Origin of the sequence: Winogradskyella psychrotolerans (genome assembly GCF_018860565.1) — a bacterium.
In the GTDB taxonomy this organism is placed as follows: domain Bacteria; phylum Bacteroidota; class Bacteroidia; order Flavobacteriales; family Flavobacteriaceae; genus Winogradskyella; species Winogradskyella damuponensis.
Genome location: NZ_JAHKPS010000022.1, coordinates 88,826 through 110,686, shown reverse-complemented (window position 1 = coordinate 110,686; position 21,861 = coordinate 88,826). Strand labels below are relative to the sequence as shown.

At 34.5% G+C, this 21,861-nt stretch carries 10 protein-coding genes; 2 read left to right on the top strand and 8 right to left on the bottom strand.

All coding sequences use genetic code 11. The features are described from left to right. Window positions 1-16: 16 nt before the first annotated feature. From KO504_RS09415 to KO504_RS09380, 8 genes are all read right to left on the bottom strand, one after another. A complete protein-coding gene (locus tag KO504_RS09415) occupies window positions 17-6,193 on the bottom strand; it encodes a choice-of-anchor Q domain-containing protein (protein WP_215926264.1) in 6,177 nt (2,058 codons plus the stop codon). A 327-nt stretch (window positions 6,194-6,520) separates the two neighbouring features. Next, on the bottom strand, window positions 6,521-8,161 hold the full coding sequence (locus KO504_RS09410; RefSeq protein WP_215926262.1) for a T9SS type A sorting domain-containing protein: 1,641 nt from the start codon (window positions 8,159-8,161) through the stop codon (window positions 6,521-6,523). 33 nt (window positions 8,162-8,194) lie between these two features. Continuing rightward, window positions 8,195-10,483, bottom strand: a complete 2,289-nt coding sequence (locus tag KO504_RS09405; protein ID WP_215926260.1) for a T9SS type A sorting domain-containing protein — start codon at window positions 10,481-10,483, stop codon at window positions 8,195-8,197. Window positions 10,484-10,837: 354 nt separating this feature from the next. Beyond that, window positions 10,838-12,961 (bottom strand): right-handed parallel beta-helix repeat-containing protein, encoded by a 2,124-nt coding sequence (locus KO504_RS09400; protein WP_215926258.1) that lies wholly within the window; start codon window positions 12,959-12,961, stop codon window positions 10,838-10,840. 12 nt (window positions 12,962-12,973) lie between these two features. Beyond that, window positions 12,974-14,125 (bottom strand): alpha-hydroxy acid oxidase, encoded by a 1,152-nt coding sequence (locus KO504_RS09395; RefSeq protein ID WP_215926256.1) that lies wholly within the window; start codon window positions 14,123-14,125, stop codon window positions 12,974-12,976. A gap of 6 nt (window positions 14,126-14,131) precedes the next feature. Beyond that, window positions 14,132-15,511 carry an FGGY-family carbohydrate kinase gene (locus KO504_RS09390; RefSeq protein ID WP_252723657.1) on the bottom strand — a complete coding sequence of 460 codons (1,380 nt, stop codon included), beginning with the start codon at window positions 15,509-15,511 and terminating at the stop codon, window positions 14,132-14,134. 7 nt (window positions 15,512-15,518) lie between these two features. Further along, window positions 15,519-16,790 carry a TIM barrel protein gene (locus KO504_RS09385; protein WP_215926254.1) on the bottom strand — a complete coding sequence of 424 codons (1,272 nt, stop codon included), beginning with the start codon at window positions 16,788-16,790 and terminating at the stop codon, window positions 15,519-15,521. A 21-nt stretch (window positions 16,791-16,811) separates the two neighbouring features. Further along, window positions 16,812-18,911: a bifunctional aldolase/short-chain dehydrogenase gene (locus KO504_RS09380; protein WP_215926252.1), complete on the bottom strand. Its 2,100-nt coding sequence runs from the start codon at window positions 18,909-18,911 to the stop codon at window positions 16,812-16,814. A gap of 357 nt (window positions 18,912-19,268) precedes the next feature. Here KO504_RS09380 and KO504_RS09375 point away from each other — a divergent pair, with 357 nt between their 5' ends. After that, on the top strand, window positions 19,269-19,934 hold the full coding sequence (locus tag KO504_RS09375; RefSeq protein ID WP_215926250.1) for a succinate dehydrogenase cytochrome b subunit: 666 nt from the start codon (window positions 19,269-19,271) through the stop codon (window positions 19,932-19,934). A 3-nt stretch (window positions 19,935-19,937) separates the two neighbouring features. Next, complete coding sequence (locus KO504_RS09370; RefSeq protein ID WP_215926248.1) at window positions 19,938-21,860, top strand: fumarate reductase/succinate dehydrogenase flavoprotein subunit; 1,923 nt, start codon at window positions 19,938-19,940, stop codon at window positions 21,858-21,860. The last annotated feature ends 1 nt before the right edge of the window (window position 21,861 follow it).

Here is a 21,861-nt window from a genome sequence, read left to right as displayed (position 1 = left end):
TAAATATACTTCTTAATCAATTAACGATTAATTTTTGAGAATATGTATTTGATTTATTTCTTAATCTCAGAATGTATACCCCAGAATTTAATTGAATATCAGTATGCATTGTATTAGATTGTGTTGGCTGCACATGCTGTTTAAATACTAAACGACCTGTTAATGAGTAAATTTCAAGAGTAGATTTCTGACTTAACATACGACTAGAAATAGTAACTTTACCTTCATTAATAGGGTTTGGGTAAATACTTACAGTTGAATTTTCTATTTCAATTATTTCTTTTGTATTACTGTTATAAGCTTTTCCTAGGGTTAAGGCCGTATCAAAATTTAAAACGGGTCTATAACTTGACGTTGTATGGTCTTGAGATGCGATATCCCAATAGTTATAATTCCCTGATCCATTATAGTCTAAACTAAATCTGAAAAATATGAAGTCTCCTGTAACAGCTCCGTTATCTAATTGATTATTGATATAGTTAACAATATTTTGAGACGACGAACTTTGAAGATTCCCTTGTGGTGAATTTAAATTTAAAATATCATCTTCTATTGCCGTAGCTGTTAGGTCTGTATCATAAACTCCTGCATAATAATCGGTACTTAAAATAGTACTACTACTTCTATATGGCAACCCATAAAGATCGACTTTATGCGCTAGGTTTCCACCATTTTGTAATAGGTGAAAATTTAAGGTAGCAGAGGTAAGCCTTTCGTTTTGTGCTAACGTTGGAATCTGAAAAGGAATTATAGCGGATGTTTTATTGTTTGACCCTATTCTATGCGTATGATATCCTACCCACTGCATTCCTCCATTATCATAAACCGTTTGGTCATCCATAACTGCCTCTACGATGTAATTATTTTGTTGAGGTAAAGCATTAACTTGTATATTTAAGATAGCGCTATCATTTAATTCCCCATCGTAAACTGTAACAGTTATGTTTGAAGTACCTTCATCTCCTGAAATAGGGGATAGTGTTATTGTTGCTGTTCTGTCGCCATTGTCAACAAGAGTTGCATATCCAGGTGCATTGTTGATTGCAAACGATAATGCATCAGCATCAGCATCTGTTGCAGATATATTTATGATTTTAACGTCATCAACATTTAGAGTTTGACTTACTAAAGTAGACAATACAGGTGCATTATTAGCCGTAGTTGAGTCATTATTAACTACAATATTTAAGGTTTCAGTATCAATAGTAGTACCATCGTTTACAGAAATAGAAATACTATTTGTTGATGCATCTCCAATAGCTGGAGCAATAGTTAATGTAGCCGTATTATCGTTATTATCCATAAAGGTTACAAATGAAGGTAAATTGTTTGCTGTAAAACTCAATGTATCTCCATCGGTATCTGTAGCAGAAACAATTATATTTAAAATGTCACCTTCAGTGATGGTTTGATTTCCAATTGGTACTAAAACAGGAGCGGTATTTGTTGGCGGTGTATACCCTGATGTATTAATAACAATTTCAGAATAATTATTCCACCCATTAACATCACTTCCTGAACCTACTATTCTAATATATTTTGCTGAAACATCTACAAAATCAAAATGTTCCGCAGCTGTTGTAGTTCCGGTACTCGTAGCTGAATGTACTTGAGTGAAATTACGTCCATCTGTTGAAACTTCAATTACAAAACTATAAGCTCTTTCATCACCTAAACCAAAGCTAATATCTACTGATTGAACTGTAACAATTTCGCAAAAGCTTTTTTGTATCCACTGATTACCCTCAGCAGCCCATTTTGTTTGATTATCTCCATCAAAAGCATTTGATGAAGGATTATATCCCCATTCATCATCTTGATAAGTACTTGCCCAATTGGTATCACATTCATAAATAAAAGTAGCAGAAGAATTAGAAGCTGTATTTCCAGCATAGTCTTCTACATTGTTGGCTGTAATTGTATAGGTCGTATTCCCATTTAAAGCAGAACAGGTTAATGTTACCGTTTTATTATCTTCTGATAAAGAGGCTGAACTTATAGTTGCACCTCCGCTTAAAGTATAATTTCCTGGCAACTCTGAAGAAGCGTTAGTCACACTTTCGCTAAAAACAATAACAAATTCATCATTAAAAAACGTATTATTTGCATTTACAATAACCGGCGAAGTTATATCTGCACTTGCTTGAAGTTCAAATGCGCCACAGTCCACTGCTGCACCAACAGATCTTGGGTCTCCATTAATATCTAAAGTAGTAAGACCTGCATTAACACCAGCATCAATTGCAGAACTTCCGGCTTTTAAATTAAAGTCCAAATTATTAAAATCCTCATAAGTATTGATAGCGTCAATTGCAGATACTACAATGTTATATTCTACTGTATTAGTTGTTTCATCATAAGTCCATGGTGTATATTTTGCGGCTATATTATTTCTTATAATATTCCCTGTACTTCCGTTACCTTGCTTATCATTTTTTATTTGTATCCAAGGAATGGCATCGGTTACAGGATTGTAGGACGTAGGGGTTTTAGAAACTGTATTATTCTGAATTTTACAATTAATAGCTCCTGTAAGGGTAATGCCATGATAGTGATCGGAAACGACTAAATTATTTTCCACAATGACATTTTCGGTATGACCGTCGGTAATAATAATACCTTGCATGGAATACCCTATTAAATTATCATTAACCATCGCCTGAGTTATAGGGTCTGCAAAGTTGAATATTTTATTATTCCTAATAACGACATCCTCTATGGTTCCTGCTGCAACATTATCCTTGTCGTACATCTGTATACCATCATCATGATTTATATTGTAATCTTCGATATAAGCATCTCTAATAATATTATTCTCGTAAATAGCGTGCGAACCTAATGCCCTAATAGCATCTGCTCCAAAATTATCAATTAAGTTATTTCTAATTTCAGCATAATCACCTTCTATTTGTAATGCAAAATACACATTTTTGATGGTGTTGTTATTAAAGATTATATTATCCCCACGAATAATAACAGCATCTTCAGAATTTGCATACCAATCGTTTTTAGACCAAGTTGAAGAATCATTTGCACTAGAGAACGTACAGTTTTCAATTTTTAAATACGTGGCATCGTCTTTTGTTAAAAACATGTAATCTCTTGCGAAATTACCGCCAGATCCATCAGTTGAAAATGTTAATCCATCAAATGCCCAATAAGATCCATTTTCAACTTGGACAGAGGCTAAAACTGGATGCTCTCCACTTAACGGCTTTATAGTTACATAATCTGAATGCGTACCAGTCATATAAGGGCTTCCGTGAGCCCCTGAGAGTAAGTAAATTACATCACCAGAATTAAACGTTTTTTGAGCAGTAAATACGTCTTGTAAGCTTTTCCATGGGCTAGCTAGTGTTCCAGGATTACTCATAGATCCATTAATTGGATCACAATAATAGGCCGTTCCGGCTACATTAATTATTTCAGAAACACTAACAACAAAGTTCAATGTGGTAGTATCTATAGTATCTGATGCTTGAACATCAATGGTATAAGTCCCTGCATCACCTTCAGAAGGTGTAAATTCAAATAAGGCTGTACCATCACCATGGTCTGTAAATGTTGCAAAATTTGGTAAGCTTGTAGATGTTATTGTTAAGGTATCATTATCACTGTCGGTTACCGAAATATTTACATTAAGTATATTATCTTCTTCGACAGCTTGGTTTGTTACATTAGCAATTATAGGAGCATTATTCAAGGGAGTCGTTCCTTCTGGGTTTATAGTTACTAGAATAATTTCTTCAATTGAATCCGTTCCATCGGTTACAGAAACGGTTATATTATAAGAATTAGCATCTCCTATTTGTGGAGATAAAGTTAATGAAGCCGTACCATTTCCATTATCAACAAACGTTGTAAAATTTGGTGCGTTTGTTATTGAGAAAGTTAAGGTGTCATTATCTGAATCAGTAGCAGAAATTGAGACTTCTAAGGTTTCAAGTTCGTTCATTGTTTTGCCTCCAATTGAAGCTAAAATAGGGGCATTATTTGCTGGAGGAGCTACTGTGCCTGTATACTCGTAAGCTCCAGCATCTACACTAGTTCCCATAGATCTAGGATTGCCCTCTAAATCTGTTACAGCTAGGTCTGTATCAACACCTGCATCTATAGCAGGGCTCGTAGCTGATAAATGAAAATCATTAGTTACATAATCAACAAAATAATTACTATAGTTAGCATAATTACTACCATCTATGGTTATATTATGTTCTACTGTTGAGGTTGTGTCATACGTCCATGTTGTATATTTTGCTGAAATATTATTTCTAATGACATTATTAAAATTAGTCTGACCTGTTTTGGTTTGATCTGTTAACATGATCCATGGGACATGATCAGCATCAGAATATAGAGGAGATTGAACCACAGTATTATTCTGTACTTTACAATTACGCGCGCCGTATAATGATATACCATGATCTTGATTATTACTAACAATATTATTTTCTACAATCCAACCATCAGCGTAACCATCGGTAATTATTATTCCTTGCATTAAATCTCCAATTAAGTTATTTGATTGAACAAAAGGAGTTACTGGATCTGCAAATAACATAAACACGTTGTTACGAAGTGTAATGTTTGAAATTTTCGGATCACTTTGTAAGTTATAAGCTTGAAAACCATCATCATGCTGAATAGCGTAATCGTTAATATAACAATCTCTAACAGTATTGTTTTCATATGTAGAATTACTACCTAGACCACGTATAGCGTCTCCAGCGAAATTATCAATTAAATTATTATGTACTTCTGTAAACTCACCTCTCAGTTCTAAAGCGTGGTACGTGTTTTTTATTACATTATTTTCTAGAAAAGCGTAGTCACTTCTTATTTGAATACCACTAGTCACATTATTGTACCAATCTGTTTTGGTCCACGTTTCTATATTTTCTGCAGAGGATATTGTTGAGTTTACGATTTTAGTATGATGCGAATTTACATCCGAAGAAAATAAAACTTGTTCTTTAGTTTTATTATTGTTTGTACCATCAATCTTAATACCATCAAAAGCCCAATACGAGGAATTTACCAATTGAATTGACTTAATTACTGGAGCATTTCCGCTTAAAGCTTTTACCGTAACGTAGTCGTTAAAAGACATATTGTTAATATATGGATCTCCATGATCACCAGACATTAAGTAAATTATATCACCAGAATTAAGGGGTTTATTTGTATACACTACTGCAGCTAGCGTGCTCCATGGGTTTGCTTGTGAACCGTCATTGTTGATATTTCCGTTTATAGGATCACAATAATAAACTCCAGCCACAGGTGTTTGGTATGCTGATACGACAATAGAAATAGTTTCAGTAACCGTTTCAATACCATCACTAACAGTAATGGTTACTGAATATGTTGATGCGTCTCCAAGTTGTGGATTTAAAGACATGACGGCTGTACCATCACCATTGTCGCTTAATGTTGCAAAACTGGGTAAGGTACTAGAAGCTATGGAAAGTGCATCACCATCCATATCACTTGCGCTAATGTTTACATTTAAAGTTGATTGTTCTTGAACATTTTGATTGCCAATAGAAGTAAGTGTGGGTGTTGTATTCGAGGTATTGGAAATAGCGATATCCAAAATAGGCCTATTACTAGTAGTTCCATAGTCTTGCGAGGCTAAATTCCATGTTTCTGAACTATTAGCGTCTGCACTAAAACGAATAAAAACAAAATCCCCTCCTACAGCACCAGCTGAGTATTGAGCATTTAAATATGAAACTAAATTTTGCTGAGTATTGGAGTCTAAATTTACCAATCCAGTGACATTATCTTCGAATATATTATCTTGAATTAATGTTGCTGAAGTATCTAATGCTCCCACAAAATAATCAGTATTTAAATCTACGGTAGATGTTGTTCTAAAGGGGAGACCGTATAAATCGATATTTGTATTACTTGGTTGGTTACTATAAGAAATAACTTCAACAGCTAAATCTGCAGTTGTGATAGATTCTCCAGGTTGTAAAACAGGTAATTGAAATGGAATAATATAGGCTTGTGCATTATTATGGCCTAACCTTGCGGTTGTTTGACCAACCCATCCCCAAGAGGTGTTATCGTTTTTAATGGTAATATCGTCTGAATGCGCTGAAATAATTTGAGAATTTTGTGCCTCTGCAGATATAATTCCTATTAATATCATTATAAATGCATATTGAAATTTTATGATGTTCATAATAAACTATTTTTAGTTAGACAATCGATTGTATTATTGTGAAAATGTTTTTAAAAATTTGATAACACTTTGCTTGAGGCTACACTAAATTATCAATAGTAATATTTCTTAATCCCTTTTGTATTTTATGCCAATACTTCACTTAATTATAAGGTTAGATAGGTTTAATTAAGTCAATTTGTTTGCTGCATTTACTTTTTAATCCTTAAACGGTTATTTGAGAAGTTCCTATTTTAGAACATGGAAGTACTAGATTACTTAAATAATAATTATTAAATAGAAAACGAGGGCATATATTAATCCCTCGTTTTCAAAAATTGCTATTAATTACTGAATGATTAATTTTTGTGTTTTAGAACGCGTTCCATCTTGAAGTTTAACGATATACACACCTGATTTTAAATTTAATGTTGTGTTAAAAGAATTTGCCAAATTTGCTTCAACTTTTTCAGAATGGACTAACTGACCTGTTATTGAGAAAATAGTTAATTTAGAATCATTACTAAATCCGTTTGATGTAATTGTTAACTTACCATCAGTTACAGGGTTTGGATATAATTTTAAAGTTGATTTTTCTACGCTATCTACAGATAATTCACCATCTATAGAAATTGATAACGTTGGTGCATTAGCAGTTGAACCATCGTCAACTCCAAAATAATGAGCACCAGTAGTTGCTGGGTCATCTACATTTAATCTTAAAAACACATAATCACCTTCAACTGCACCAGCATCATATTGCGCATTTAAATAGTCTACTAAAGCATTATCTCCATTAGCATTTGTTTCTTCAAAACGTGCAGTATCTAAAGATCCAGCATCTACATTTTTTGAAAAGTAATCATCCTGAATTGCTGTAACATCAGCTGTAGCATCTGGATACGCGCCATCATAATGGTCTGCAGGATAAATAGTGCTAGCCGCATTATAAGGAAGTCCATATAAATCTACATTAGAAGATATCCATTCGCGACCATAATTGACATGTACTTTTAAATTTGCAGAAACTACCAACTGACCTGATGGACGCGCAGGTAATTTAAATGGAATAATACCACTTGTTGTAACTGGGCTTCCGTCTGCAGCACTTGCTCCTATTTTTAACGAATTTATTCCGCCAACATTATTTCCATTCAAATAAGGATTGTTAGCAGGCAAAGCGGTTATATCAGAAACAATACCATCGACGTGGTAAGCTTGATCTAAAACCATCTCTGGCACTAAGTCATAATCTGTTGTTGGGCTTACCTCAGCATCTTCCACTTCTATAGTTAATGTTGGTGCGTTTGCAGTTGAACCATCATCAACTCCAAAATAATGAGCTCCAGTAGTCGCTGGGTCATCTACATTTAATCTTAAAAACACATAATCGCCTGCAACAGCTCCAGCATCATATTGTGCATTTAAGTAGTCCACTAAAGCGGTATCTCCACCAGCATTTGTCTCTTCAAAACGTGCTGTATCTAAAGATCCAGGGTCAACATTTTTTGAAAAGTAATCATCTTGAATTCCTGAAACATCAGCTGTAGTATCCGGGTAGGCATCATCAAAATGGTCTGCAGGATAAATAGTGCTAGCCGCATTATAAGGAAGTCCATATAAATCGACATTGGAAGATATCCATTCGCGACCATAATTGACATGTACTTTTAAATTCGCATTAACTACTAATTTTCCTTCTGGACGCACAGGCAGTTTAAAAGGTATGATGGCACTTGTTGTATTTGGACTTCCGTCTGCAGCACTTGCTCCTATTTTTAATGAATTTATTCCGCCTACATTATTTCCATTTAAATAAGGGTTATTTGCAGGCATAGCAGTTATATCAGAAACAATACCATCGACATGATAGGATTGATCTGTAACAATTTCTGGTGTAACATCATAGGATGTTGTTTGGGCTTGTAATGCAAATGGTGTCACACCTAATGCAATTCCCAATAAAGAATTTAGTAGCGTTGTTTTCATAGTTTATTGTTTTAAAGAATTAGTTTATTTAGTTTATTGTATGATTAGTTTTTGTGTTTTTTGGGCTATCCCATCGGATATCTTAAGAAGATATAGCCCAGCATTTAAATTCAAATTTGTTTCAAAATTTGAACTTGAATTGCTTGTAATTATTTCACTATGAACTAAACTACCTGTTAGAGTATAGATATTTAGTTTCGTGTTTTCTGATTTAAATCCTTTTAATACGATGGTTAATTTGCCTTCTGTTACTGGATTTGGATAGAGGCTTATACTCGAGTTCTCAAAAGCATCTACACTCAAAATATTTTCAATTTCCAAAGTTAAAGTGGGTGCTTCTTCTGTTGATTCATCACTTATACCATAATAATGAGCACTTGTAGAACCTGATGTAGCATCTACACTTAACCTTAAGAAAATGTAATCTCCTGCAACGGCACCTGCATCATATTGTGCATTTATGTATGCTGCTAGGTTGGTATCACCTTCCGAATCCGTATCTACTTGTCGGTCTGTTAAAATTAAGGTGCCAACAGGTTCATTGCCATCTACATCTCTAACAATAAATCCATCTTGTAGTCCTGTTGCTGTTCCTGTGGTGTTAGCAAAAGAGCCATCATAAAAATCATTTGGCGATATAGTGTTAGAGCTATTATATGGTAATCCGTATAAGTCGATATCAGAAGAAATCCAATGTCTTATATAGGCAATGTTTACATTTAAATTAGCGGCTGTTACTAATTTACCAGGTGGACGTACTGGTAATTGAAAAGGAATAATTGCATTAGTTGTAAATCCACCACCAGTTGATGCACTTGCTCCAACTTTTAAGACTTTGGTGCCATCGATATCATTTCCATTTAACCAAGGGTTTGTAGTACCTTCTTCTAAATTAACGATATCAGATATGATACCATCACCAGTAGGTGTTATTATGTATTCTGTCGTTGGTTCTCCACCAGAATCAGGACTAACCGTTAAGTTAAAAGATTGTGATGTGATACTCCTTCCATTATCTGCAATGACGGTAATATATTGGTAATCACCAGCATCTAAAAGTGCAGGTGAAAATATAATGCTTCCTGTATTGTCTCCATTGTCAGTTAAGACTCCAAAACTTGGTAGGTTAGATGTTGTAAAAGAAATGGGATCATCACCAACTGTAGCTGCTGAAAAATCTAATTGTAATGTAGCTTCTTCAACCATAGATTGATTTTCTATAGAAGGAGAAATTATTGCAGGGTCCGAATCTGCAACACCTGCTATTGTAACTTGACCTGCGTCTGGTACAGTTTTTACTAACGTATATTTTTTACCATTATGTGTTATGATTTCAGAGTCTATAGGCTCTCCATTTTGTATGGCGGTAACATTGACCCAACTATTGTCAATTCTTATTTTAACAGTTAAAGGAAAATAAAAAGCGGAGTCTAACATGTCATCTGTTAGTGTGTATTTTATTTCACTTTCTGAAACATTATCTATGGTTAAATTATGCGTTGCAAAAGATTGAGAGTATTGTGTAACCTCTGTAAATCCGGCAACCCACAATTCTGGTTTGTTTGCTAAGTATTGTAAAAATTCATTAGTGGTAATTTCACCAACCTCATCTAAACCATGGAAATGTGTACTGCCCCAACCACGATAGTAATTGGTGCCGTATAATGTGTTTTCGTTGTCCAAAAGTGGTAATATATACTGGTCTCGGTCTGTATCGTTACCGTAAATATGAACATTAGAAATGCTATTAACATCTAAATAATTAACAGTGTTGGATTGATTTAGAATCCCTTGGGTGCCTCTAATTCCAATAAATTGTGTTCTAGCAATGGTTTCATTACCTTCTCCATAAGGATAGGCATAGGTTAAACATTTATTAGAGCCAGAGGTTACTTCTGTGTCAATAGTTGTAACTGTGGCTTGTAATCTTTCGAGATAATCCGCATCAGACAGGTTGGTTTCTCCTTCTGCTGGGTTAGTATACCAATTTCTATCATCGTGCCCATCTATTTGACTTCCTAAAGCCGCAAGGTTATTATAAAGACTCCAATCTTGAACATTATATGCCGGATCTGCCTCAGTAATCACAAACCACGAAAAATGGAAACCATATTCAGCAATCATCGATGTCCAAAAAGGAATATCTTGTTCGTTATTATCATCAATGGTGATTGTGAATGCGGCTAATTTGTCATCATTCCACAAGCAGACATCTCCTTCACCTACGACTTCTGGCCAAACTTTATCTGTTACTGTAAACCTTGTTCCGACTGCCGGATCGAGATTAAAAGTGTTTTGTCCAATCGATTGTATGAAAATCATTAAGAAGACGAAAAGGGTAATATTTTTTTTAAACATTTGATTTTTATTGGGAATTATTATTTGCTTCTGTGTTTGATACAGATATGGCTAAAAACAGAAAGCGCTACTCTCAAATATAAATACAAATAGCTGACTAATCCTAGCGTTTTCCGTGCTTAGCTCAATAAAACAGACAAAACTAACAAACAATTAAACAGATAGTATAAACTTCAATTGTGCTTTTTGAGAATAATTGGTGAAATGTAGATAATTTTTATGAGAAATTTAAATTTTGCAAAATCAATTATCAATTTAATAACTTTTAAGTGTGATTAACTGTAATTTGTTAAAATCTAATTATGCAACATCATCCAATTACCAAACGAAGAAAATTTGTTTTTTTGTTTCACCTTCAGTAGTATATTCTAATAAGTATTTGCCGGTAGGTAGTTGTAATTTTTCACTTCGAAAAACATCGCCTGAAAGGTCAGAAGTATTTATAGTCTGTTCAAAAACCTGCTCACCTGAAAAATTCAGCAATTTAAGTTGTACAGTTTTACCTTGTTTAAAACCTAAGAAGTAAACATTAAATTCTCCATTATACATAGAGTTTGGTGCAATAACGACATTATTTTTAATAGATTCGATATTGTTGGTGGCCTCTTCATTAAGTTCAGGATATCCAACAGTAATTTCAAGTGTTGGTTGGTTTTCTTTTTTGTTACCGTTAGCGCTTACAAAGTTCCATCTATTATAATCTGAAACATCTTTGGCATTTGGGTTCATTCTTAAAAAGATATAGTCCTCGGAGTTTGTTTCTGCTTCAAAAATTGTATTCAGATAATCTTTGAGTCCTTTTTGCCCAATGTTATTTGTTTTAATGTCTCCAGAATACATATTGGAGTCTACAAAATTATTCTGAATGGGTCTTGCCGAAACATCTTGTCCAAAAGTTCCTTGATAATAGAGGTCTTCAGTAACCCAAAAATTTGATTTTGGAGGCAACGCATATAAGTCAATGCCTCCTTCTGGTTGATTATCTATTTTAGACAAATACACTTTAAAATTAGCAGATAGAATTTTTTTACCTCCAGGGATTTCTGGAAGCTTAAATGGAAAGACTCCAGCACCGTCAATATTTTCGCCAACACCTCCAATACGAATTTGTGGTTGGCCATCCCAGTCTCCTTTACCTTTGGAGTGAATCTGTCTATCTGAAGCTTCAGAAGGTATTTCAAAAACCTGATTAGCCTCATCAATTTTAGTATACTCAAAGGCTCCAATATTAACAAAGTTACCTAAGGACCGTTTGTTTTGACTTGCGTCTAAATTTGGTGCCATATCCGATGTTCCACTGTTCAGAGCTTTTGAATTAGGGCCTAAAGAGAAATCAAACAAAGCCCAATTATTAAAGCATTTGTCATAATCATGTACGGAAACAGGAAGCGTTAGATTATAATCTGCAATCCCTTTTATGTTCTTAAATAGGACATCATTAGAGAGATTATTTCTTATAAACAGATTTGACGAATCATTTTCGCCAATGATCTGTATGGCAAGTGGTGCATTTGTTTCGCTTTTATCGTTGAAATTTAAACCAAAATAGGGATTTACAACTGTATTATTAACGATTTTTAGATTGTTCAATTGACCAGTAAGAGATATCCCTTTTATACCATTTGTAATAATAACATTATTCTCAAATATACTTTCTGAAATAATGGTTTTCAATCCATAAATACCATTTAATACGCCTATTTGCGCTCTATTTGATTTGGTGAAATTGATAATTGTATTACCTCTAAAAATGTTACCTTTTGTTTCTTTCTCGGTAAAATATATACCAGAATTTACTTCAGCATCTGTGGCTATACTTTCTTTAATTAAGTTGTATTCTAATAAATTATAATCTGCTAAAATCGTAATGGCATTATGGCTGAAAAACTCGATACGGTTATTCCGAATTTGAGTTTTTTCACCAGAAACTATAATGCCGTTTTTGTAATTTGAAATGACATTACTTTCTATTTTACATTGCTTTCCTTTGATCTCAATCGCAGTGTAATGGTTGGCGTTTGAAATAAAATTATTTTCCGTTAATCTGATCTTAGAACTATTTTGATGTATAAAAACAGTATTTGAATGTAGGGCTCCATTGAAAGTAATGTTATTAAGAATCCACTTGGATGCAGGAGATTCTTCAGTTCCAAATGTTATAGCGTTTATTGTAGGATTTTGGCCTGTAAGTCCGGAAATAGTAATATATTTTTCATTTTGGCCAATAACTTTGACGTCTCCATGATTTCCGGAAAGTAAGAATATAGCATCACCTGCTTTAAATTCTATTCCTTTTCCAAAAACACTTTCTAAGCTTCCCCAAGGATTAGCTTTACTTCCGTCGTTATTTGTATTCCCGTTTACCGGGTCACAATAGAAATCAGTTGCGTAGGTCGCTTGTGCGAATAAGAAGAAAAGAAAGAAGTAGCCGTAAGTTTTCATAGTAATTAAACGTTATTGGTTGATTAAAAAATTCGGAAAATCTTCTGTTTTTTCACAGTTCAATTGTTCCATTACTTGTTGTAATTCCGTTTTTAATAACGATATAGTATGGTCTCCTCCTTGTTTTCCTAATGCCGAAACACCATACATAAATGAACGCCCTAAAAAGGTAAATCTTGCACCAGAAGCTAAAGACCTAGCCACATCTGGGCCAGAACGAAGTCCACTGTCCATCATAACCTCAATTTTATCGCCATATTTTTCAGCAATGGTTTTGAGTGGTTTTATTGTAGATTGCCCAGCGTCCAGTTGTCGTCCACCATGATTGGAGACTATTATGCCATCTAAGCCTAATCTTATGGCCTCTTCAGTGTCATGCTCAGAGGCGACACCTTTTAAAACGAGTTTTCCTTTCCACATATCTCTAATAGGCTTTATTTTTTCTTCGTTTAATCGTCCACTAAAGGTTTGATCCATAAACTTACCTAATTGTCTTAAATCTAAACCTTTTGGCATGTAGGGTTTTAACGTTTCAAAACTGGGTTGTCCGTGTTTTAAAGTTTCTAGAGCCCAATGTGGTTTTCCTAAAATTTGTAAAATATTTTTAACAGACATTTTTGGTGGCATAGCTAAACCATTTCTGATATCACGAGGTCTGAATCCAAACGTTGGAACATCACATAATATAACAAGCACAGGGCAATGTGCAGCTTCCGCACGTTTAATAATATCATCTCGCAATCGATCTTCTGTTGGGTGATATAATTGAAACCATGCTTTACCTTCCGTAAGCTCACTAGTACGCTCAATACTTGTTGTGGTAACTGTACTGAGAATAAACGGGATGTTGTGGTTAAATGCCGCTTTTGCTAATATTTCAGGGGAATTTGGCCACATTAAACCTTGTAAGCCAACTGGTGCAATGCCGAAAGGAGCATCATATTCTATTCCAAAAAGTTTCGTTTTTAAAGAAGCACCAGAGTGGTTTTTTAAATAATTAGGTTTTAATTGTACGTCTCTAAGCTCAGATGTATTTCTGTGCAGGTTGACATCTTCATTGCAGCCACCATCTAAATACTCAAAAGCAAATTTTGGTATTTTTTTTTTGGCTTTTAACCTTAAGTCAATAACCGACGGATATTTCGTGTTTATCTTCAAATTCATCGTGTTTTACCTTAGAATAAAGGGTATATGTTTTTTCAATCCGTAATTCTTTTTTAAAAAATTAGAATCTAATTTACCATCCATAATTACTATAGCGGCTCCTAGTGCCGAACCTAATGAAGAGCAAGTTGATCTCACTTTCAGGTTACGTAAACGATGTGTCAATAATTTTATAAATACATCATTATCGCTAAACCCTCCATCAATATACAATCGTTTTATTGAACTGTTAGTGCCTAATGTGGTTTTTATGCTTTGTATTTGTAGATCAATAAGCTCTATCATTAATTGATGATAGGCGTCTTGATAATTGTCAAATTTGAGGTTCGTTTTCTCTGGTGTTTCAGTGTTGTCTATATGTTTCCACTTAAAACATGGATCAAAATTATGTGATAATCTGTCGAAAATTTGGCTATTAAATGCTACCGATTTATGTTGATCTAATGGCACATCAAAATATTGACTTAATTGTGTTATTTGATATATGTATTCTTTTCCTAGTAACAATTTTGCCGATTTCACAGGCTTCCCATTAACCTTCATGTAATTAATGGTGTCATTTTGAAGGGCTTCGTTGGTTAATGATACGTCGGAATAAGGATTTAGTGATACACTCCAAGTGCCAGTAGAAACCAAAACAAATGGTTTTTTAGCCCCTTTTAAATAAGGTATGAGTGCTGAAGAACTATCATGAATACCCACTCCAATTTTTATACGTTTTCCATTATAGTATTTAGAAATACATGTTTCAGTTGAAACAATTGGAGGAAGTATTTGGTCAATGTCTTCTTTATAAATCCAGCTGTGATAATCTTTTTTATGATAATCCCAAAGTGAGGTGTGGCAGCCAATACTTGTAAATTCACTAAGCGGAACACCTGTAAACATATAACTAAGATATTGTGGCAAGTGCAAGGAATACGAAATGTTTTTGAATACGTCTGGTTGCTTATATTTTAGCCAATACAACTGCATTCCTGAATTTAACATGCCAGATGGTGGTGCACCTGTTTCTATAGAAATATCTCCATACGTGTTATTAAACTGTTCTAAGATATCTGAAGGAATAGGCTTTAAATAATTATAAAGCGGTGTTAGTAGATCTCCGTTTTTATCTAAATGAACAAGACTTGCTCCGTATGTAGAAAAATTAACAGCTGTAATAGTGTATGTGTTGGAATCTAAAATATTTTTAAATACTAATTGTATCCATTTTTGAAGCGCATGAATATCTTCTGTTGGAAACCCATCTTCATCAACAATTTCTTCTAAAGTCGTGTACTCTTTATAGACTTCGTTATAATTAGTATCGAATAGGAAAAACTTTTTATTAGTCTTCCCTATATCGAATATTGCTATAACCTCTTGTTTTATTGGAGTACTCATAGTGTTTTTACAAACCTGTTGCAGTAGAATTCATTCCTCTTTCTTTAATCAATACATTTCTAACATCAAGCGACCTATATGCTAAAATAGGATCAATGGCTCCATTATTCCTTAATCTCGCTTCGGCTAAAATTGTTTTTACATCCGTGTTAAAAGCGTCTTGTAAAATGCGTTGTGCCGTTACAACATCATTTTTCAATTGTGCTTCTTCAAGTGCTTTTTGGTCAATTAATAAAGCTTTTGCATAAGCCGTTTCAATGGCTTCAATAGACTGAATTAAATCCTCTAAAGGGTCTTTTAAATTATGACTTGCATCAATCATCCACGCGGGAATTGGGTTATTAGCTGGATTGTTTTCCATTCCAAAAACCAATTCATTGAATATTAAAAATAACTGATAAGGTTTCATAACACCAACACTTAAATCATCATCACCATATTTACTATCATTAAAATGAAAACCACCCAACATGCCTCTTGTCATTAATGTGGCTACAATATGCTCAATATTTGTGTTTGGTAAATGATGACCTAAGTCCACTAAAGTATAGGCTTGTTCACCTAAATCTTTAGCTAACATATGAGATGTTCCCCAATCTTGAATGACCATAGAATAGAAATTTGGCTCGTAAGGCTTGTATTCTATAAATAGTTTCCAATCAGCTGGTAGATGAGCATAAATTTCTTTTAAACTTGCTAAGGTGTTTTCAAAAGCACGTCTAAAATTGAGCTGTCCGGGAAAATTAGATCCATCTGCTAACCATACAGTCAAAGATTTTGAACCTAAGGCAACTCCATAATCAATAACGGTTTTATTGTGTGCCACAGCTTGATCTCTCACGTTTTTATCTGTATGACATAAAGACCCAAACTTATAACTATAGTCTTGGTTGTCTTGATCTTGAAACGTATTAGAATTCATGGCATCAAAATGAAGCCCTAAATGTTTTGCTTTTTCTTTAATGGCATTAGCATCTTCAGGAATATCCCAAGGAATATGTAAAGACACTGCATTTGCAGATTTGGTTAAAGCATTAATAACACCAATATCTTCTAATTTTTGTTCTAAAGTACTAGGTTCACCTCCAAAACCGAATCTTCCAAATCGAGTGCCTCCAGCTCCTAATGCCCAGCTTGGTATGGCTATATTATAATTTGAAATTGTATCAATTATATGTTCTAAATTGTCGTGTTTTTTTGACAATTGTGTCAAATTTTCTTTATGCTCAACTAATAAATCTTTATTTAAGCCTACTATTTGATTTTGATGTATTTGCATTGTTATAGTTTTAAAGGCCGATTATCGCACAAAAGCATTTGCCATGCCTCCATCTACATTAATAATGTTTCCTGTACTTTTATCTAAAATAGCAACTAAAGAAAATACGCCATTTGCAATGTCAGCAGGATAAATTATTTCGTTTAATAAATTTCTTTTGGCATAATGTGCAGGCAATTCTTCAACTGTAATGCCATAGGCCTCAGCACGTCCTTTTGCCCATTCGCCTTCCCATATTTTACTGCCAACAATAACACCATCTGGATTCACAACATTCACTCTTATTTTATCTGCCCCTAATTCTGCAGCTAATAATCTAGACATGTGTTGTTGTGCCGCTTTTGCTGTACCATAACCTACATTGTTTGGCCCTGAAACGAGACCGTTTTTACTCGCTATATTTACAATATCTCCACCTAATTTTTGCTTTTTGAAAATAGTAACAGCTTGTTTTGCTAATTCAAACTGACCTTTAACTAATACATTTTGCAAAATATCCCAATCTTTATCTGTGGTTTCTTCTAAAGGTTTAGAAATCGCTAAACCAGCACTGTGCACTACGATATCTATACCACCAAAAGCTAAACAAGCCTGTTTGTAAGTGTTTGCAATAGAATTGCTGTCTGTGACATCTCCTTGGACATAAATTGCGGTATCATTTTTATAGGTTGCGATGGCTTCTTTTAAGCGGTCTTCTGATAAATCCGTAAGTACAACATTGGCACCTTCTGTCGCTAACTTATCGGCAATAGCTTTACCAATACCTCCACCAGCACCAGTTATTAGTGCTACTTTTCTAGACAATGCTTGCTCTTTTGGCATGCGTTGTAATTTAGCTTCTTCCAATAACCAATATTCAATATCAAAGGCTTCTTGTCTAGGCAATGATGTGTATTCTGAAATGGCTTCAGCACCACGCATTACGTTAATGGCGTTTATATAAAACTCACTTGCTACACGTGCTGTTTGTTTATTTTTTGCAAAACTGAACATGCCAATGCCTGGATACAAAATAATGACTGGGTTTGCATCTCGCATTGCAGGACTCATGTCATTTTTACAAGTCTCGTAATATACTTCATATTCCTTTCTGTAGTTATCAAATGCCGGCTCTAGTTTTTCAAAAATGAGTTCGGTGTTATTTACATCTTCAGAAGGACTTAAATTGAGTACTAATGGCTGAATCTTGGTTCTTAAGAAGTGGTCTGGACACGACGTTCCCATGGGAGCCAAACGTTGCAAATCTTTACTATTTATAAAATCTAAAACTTTATCGTCATCTGTGAAATGGCCAATCATTCTGTTTTCAGAAGCACATAAGCCTCTTAGTATTGGTGCTAATACGGCTGCTTTTTCTAGGCGTTCTTCTTTTGGAAGACTTTCAACTGTTTGGCCGCCAAAAACCTCTCCATTTTCAGAAATTTTGTTTTCGATATAAGCAGATGCCATCTCTATGACTTCTAAACTGTTGATATAGCAGTCGTATGAGGTATCTCCCCAAGTGAATAACCCATGGGAACCTAAAACAATGCCTCGAATGCCTGGGTTGTCTGCTAAACATTGTTCAAGCATTAAACCCAATTCAAAACCTGGTTTTTTCCAGGGCACCCAACCCATGGTGTCTCCCCAAATTTCTTTAGTTACCTTTTCACTGTCTTTTGCTGCGGCTACAGCAATTAAAGCATCTGGATGTAAATGATCAATATGCTTAAAGGGTAACAATCCGTGAAGTGGAGTATCTATTGATGGTGCTTTGCTGTTTAAATCAAAAATACAATGATTGAAAAGTGCCACCATTTCATCCTCATAGGCAACACCTCTGTATACTTTTTTTAAGTCTCTTAAGCGATCGGTATATAAGCCTGCGATTCCGCTTCTTGTTAGGGTGCCAATATCTCCTCCAGAACCTTTTACCCACATAACTTCAACATCTTTATTTGTTAAAGGATCTTTTTCAATGGTTTTACAACTTGTATTTCCTCCACCGTAATTGGTAATTCTTAGATCACTACCTAAGATGTTAGAACGATATAAAAATTGTGCGACTTCATCATTTTTTATTTTTTCTACTTTGGTGTCGTCCCATAGATAATCTACATAACGGTAATTTTTTATTGACATATTTGTGGGTTTTATATATTAGAAAAGCGTCGTTTTTTACAGGTTTAAAAAACTTCGACTCCTCTCAAAAGTACATAAATAGCCCACTAATCCTAGGGTAAACAGAGCCTGTCCTATCATAAAAGACAAATAAAACAAGTAATTAATCAGATTGTATAAAATTTGATATCCTAAAAATAGTGTAGTGAGGAAGGGCTTATGAGGCTTAAATTGTTTATGCTAATGATGACTCACGTGATTAATGATCATTTTTTTTAAAGTTTAAAATGTCTTTGGCAGATCCACCTTCTAGCTCATCAGTTTTTTTTATCTTAGGGGTTTATGTTAAAGCCATAGAATTATAAACAAAAAGCAAACATGTGGTACGTTAAAAATGCATTAACCCGAAAGAATTTAATGGCATTAACAGGTCTTTTTCTTTCCTTTTTCCTCATCATTCATTTATTTGGGAATCTTCAACTTCTATTGCCTGAAGCCGAAGCTAAATTACAGTACAATTGGTATAGTGATTTATTGGCAGATAATATCTTAATTAAGATAATAGCTATGGTGCTTTACCTCTGTATTATATTACACACTTTAGATGCTATATATCTCACTGTAAAAAGTAAAAAAGCAAAAGGATCAGGTTATGTTAAGGATAGAAGAGGGCGTGCAAGCAAATGGTATTCTCGAAATATGATGTTTTTAGGAAGCATTGTTTTCCTCTTTTTAGTCATTCACTTTAAAGATTTTTGGTACCAATTCAAATTCGGAGAATTGCCTTTGGATGCTAACGGAAACAAAGATTTATACACTTTGGTTATTAAAGCTTTCGATCAATTGTGGTATGTTATTGTATATATCATTGCCATTATTGCGCTTGGTTATCATTTGTTGCATGGTGTTTTTAGTGCGCATAGAACACTAGGGCTTTATCATCCGCTATATTCTAAAATCGTGAAGTATTTAGGTATGGCATATACTATAATTATGACTATAGGTTATATCATTATTCCCATTTTTATTTATCTAAATCGTTAGATCATGGAAAACGTTTTAAAATCTGAAATACCAGAAGGACCACTTAGCGAGAAGTGGAGTAATTATAAAAAAACAGCCAAACTGGTAAGTCCAAATAACCGAAAAAAATTAGAGGTTATTGTGGTTGGGACAGGTTTAGCAGGTGCTTCTGCTGCGGCTTCCCTTGCAGAAATGGGGTATAACGTAAAGAGTTTTTGTTTTCAAGATTCCCCTAGAAGAGCCCATTCTGTTGCTGCACAAGGAGGTGTAAATGCTGCAAAAAACTATAAAAACGATGGAGATAGTGTTTATCGTATGTTTTACGATACTTTAAAAGGAGGTGATTTTCGTTCTAGAGAAGCCAACACCTATCGTTTGGCGGAATGTTCGGCCAATTTAATAGATCAAGCTACAGCTCAAGGTGTGCCTTTTGGAAGAGAGTATGGTGGTTATCTTAGAAACCGTTCTTTTGGTGGAGTGCAAGTATCCCGAACCTTTTATGCTAGAGGTCAAACAGGGCAGCAATTATTATTAGGTTCCTATCAAGCTTTAATGCGACAAGTTAATACCGGAAAAGTGAGCTTATACGCAAGACATGAAATGTTAGATTTGGTACTTATTGAAGGTAAGGCTAAAGGCATTATTGCTAGAAATTTAGATACTGGAAAGGTAGAGCGTCACGGTGCACACGCTGTAGTGCTTGCTACAGGAGGTTATGGGAAAATATATTATTTATCTACACTAGCTATGGGTTGTAATGCGTCTGCTATTTGGCGTGCACATAAAAAAGGAGCTTTTATGGCAAACCCGAGTTGGACACAAATTCATCCCACCTGTTTACCACAAAGTGGCGAATACCAATCCAAGCTAACGTTAATGTCTGAATCTCTTCGAAATGATGGTCGAATTTGGGTGCCAAAAGATAAAAATGACACTCGGAAAGCCAACGATATTCCAGAAGAAGAACGCGATTATTATTTAGAACGTAAATATCCAGCCTTTGGAAATCTTGCACCTCGCGATATTGCGTCTCGTTCAGCAAAAGAACAAATAGATGCCGGTAAAGGTATTGGCGCATTAAAAAATGCAGTTTACCTCGATTTTTCAAAAGCGATAAAAGAATACGGAAAAGATATTATTAAAGAACGTTACGGCAATTTATTCAACATGTATAAGAAAATTACGGGAATAGATGCTTATTTGGAACCGATGAAAATTTCGCCTGCAGCCCATTTTTCTATGGGAGGACTTTGGGTAGATTATGAATTAAAAACAACTATTCCTGGGCTTTTTGCTATTGGCGAAGCTAATTTTTCAGATCATGGAGCAAATAGATTAGGTGCCAATTCATTATTACAAGCTTGTGTCGATGGGTATTTTGTGTTGCCTTATACATTACAAAACTTTTTGGCTGATGAGATAAAGCAACCAAAAACAGATATTAACCATCCTGAATTTGATAAGGCGGAACAAGCCGTTAAAAAACAAATAGAAGGATTCCTTACCACCAAAGGCACTAAAACAGCTGAGGAATTCAATAAATTATTAGGTAGCGAATTGTATGATAAGTGTGGCTTGTCGCGTTCTAAAGAAGGCTTAGAACAAGCCATTAAAAACATCCAAGACTTACGAAAAGCATTTAAGACAGATCTGATTGTTCCTGGTGAGGCTTCAGAAGTCAATAGCGAATTAGAAAAAGCTGGACGCGTAGCAGATTATATGGAGTTAGCCGAACTAATGTGTATTGATGCTTTACAAAGAGAAGAGTCTTGCGGAGCACATTTTAGAACAGAATATCAAACGGCAGAAAGTGAGGCCAAACGAGACGACACTAATTTTTGTTATTCTTCGGCTTGGGAATGGAATAATAATCCTTCAAACCCAATATTGAATAAAGAGAAGTTGATATTTGAAACTGTAACGCCTTCTGTACGAAGCTATAAATAAG

Coding starts and splice junctions, on each gene's coding strand:
- KO504_RS09400 (WP_215926258.1), bottom strand. CDS start 12,961: ATGAAAACTTACGGCTACTTCTTTCTTTTCTTCTTATTCGCACAAGCG.
- KO504_RS09385 (WP_215926254.1), bottom strand. CDS start 16,790: ATGCAAATACATCAAAATCAAATAGTAGGCTTAAATAAAGATTTATTA.
- KO504_RS09410 (WP_215926262.1), bottom strand. CDS start 8,161: ATGAAAACAACGCTACTAAATTCTTTATTGGGAATTGCATTAGGTGTG.
- KO504_RS09375 (WP_215926250.1), top strand. CDS start 19,269: ATGTGGTACGTTAAAAATGCATTAACCCGAAAGAATTTAATGGCATTA.
- KO504_RS09415 (WP_215926264.1), bottom strand. CDS start 6,193: ATGAACATCATAAAATTTCAATATGCATTTATAATGATATTAATAGGA.
- KO504_RS09390 (WP_252723657.1), bottom strand. CDS start 15,511: ATGAGTACTCCAATAAAACAAGAGGTTATAGCAATATTCGATATAGGG.
- KO504_RS09370 (WP_215926248.1), top strand. CDS start 19,938: ATGGAAAACGTTTTAAAATCTGAAATACCAGAAGGACCACTTAGCGAG.
- KO504_RS09405 (WP_215926260.1), bottom strand. CDS start 10,483: ATGATTTTCATACAATCGATTGGACAAAACACTTTTAATCTCGATCCG.
- KO504_RS09380 (WP_215926252.1), bottom strand. CDS start 18,911: ATGTCAATAAAAAATTACCGTTATGTAGATTATCTATGGGACGACACC.
- KO504_RS09395 (WP_215926256.1), bottom strand. CDS start 14,125: ATGAATTTGAAGATAAACACGAAATATCCGTCGGTTATTGACTTAAGG.